Here is a 1235-nt window from a genome sequence, read left to right as displayed (position 1 = left end):
GCGGCCTGTCGTCGAAGCCGCCGAGCCCGCGCCCGATGCGCCTGCCGCCGTCGGCGCGCCGCCCCGGCCGCGCACGGTCGACCGCATCGTGACCGTCGCGCTGCTGGCGTACGGCCTTTTCAACGTGCTGTCGTCGTTCCCGGCGTTCCTCGACTACGGCGCCTACGCCGAGACCATGTTCGCGGTGATGGGCGTCGAAGCCGAGCTCGCCGACCCGTCGGCGGGTCGTCTGTGGGGGATCGCCGCTGCAGTCGTGCTCGCCGTGGGATGGATCGCGACAGCCCTGCTGTCGTGGCGGAGTCTGCGCCGAGGTCGTATCACATGGTGGATCCCACTCGTGGGCGGGATCGTCTTCACCTTCGCGGCCGGCGTGATCATGGTCGTGCCGCTCACGAACGATCCCGCGGTGTGGGACGCCCTGGTCGGCGGCCTTCGCTGACGGCGTGAATCCTCGGCGAAGCGTGTGCGGACGGTCCATGCTCGGGAGGCGGGACGCGCACCGGCGCACTGCCGGTGAACCTCACGGACCCGGGCCTCGTGTCTCCAGCGGGAGGTGACGGATGCCACGGCAGGCGCACGATCGCGACGATACCGCCGCTGCACGCTCGAGCCGGCGCGACGCGGCCCGCCTCGCCGAACTGTACGACGCGCACGCAGCGTCCATCTGGCGTTACGTCGTCCACCTGACGGGGGATCGCACCGGCGCCGACGACATCGTGCAGGAGACCCTGCTGCGCGCGTGGCGGACGCCGCGCATCCTGGAGCAGGAGCCGGCGTCGACGCGCTCGTGGATGTTCACCGTCGCCCGGCACCTCGTGATCGATGACGCCCGCAGCGCCCGTAGGCGGCGCGAACTGGGCGTGGCCGACGTTCCCGAGCGGGCCACGACGGATGCCACCGACGCCCTCTTCGAGGCGATCCTCGTCGAGGAGGCCCTCGCCGCCCTGTCGGCGGATCATCGCGCCGTCGTCGTGCGGGCGTACTACCGGGGGCTGTCGGTCGCCGAGATGGCGGTGCAGCTCGAGATCCCGGAGGGAACGGTGAAGTCCCGGCTGCACTACGGGCTTCGAGCCCTGCGGCTGGCGCTGCAGGAGAGGGGAGTGACGCGATGAACCCGGATCACGTCCACTTCGCGGATTGGGACGCGGCGTATGTCGTGGGGGCGCTGAGCCCCGCCGATCGCCGAATGTTCGAGGAGCACGTCGATGCCTGCCTGGCGTGCCGCGATGCGCTCG

Annotated in this window: 3 protein-coding genes; all 3 read left to right on the top strand. The window is 71.4% G+C overall.

Annotated elements, in window-relative coordinates:
• The coding region (locus EIO58_RS19085; protein WP_164861877.1) for a DUF6264 family protein at window positions 1-439 on the top strand (439 nt) is incomplete at its 5' end.
• Window positions 440-560: 121 nt separating this feature from the next.
• Window positions 561-1112: a sigma-70 family RNA polymerase sigma factor gene (locus EIO58_RS18160; protein WP_127820581.1), complete on the top strand. Its 552-nt coding sequence runs from the start codon at window positions 561-563 to the stop codon at window positions 1110-1112.
• Window positions 1109-1235, top strand: a 127-nt coding sequence (locus tag EIO58_RS18155) for a zf-HC2 domain-containing protein (RefSeq protein WP_164861876.1), incomplete at its 3' end; no start/stop codon positions are given. The genes EIO58_RS18160 and EIO58_RS18155, both read left to right, overlap by 4 nt.

This window comes from Microbacterium sp. CPCC 204701 (genome assembly GCF_004010105.1).
In the GTDB taxonomy this organism is placed as follows: Bacteria; Actinomycetota; Actinomycetes; order Actinomycetales; family Microbacteriaceae; genus Microbacterium.
The sequence above is the reverse complement of the archived record's forward strand: the minus strand, read 5'-3'. Positions and strand labels throughout refer to the sequence as shown.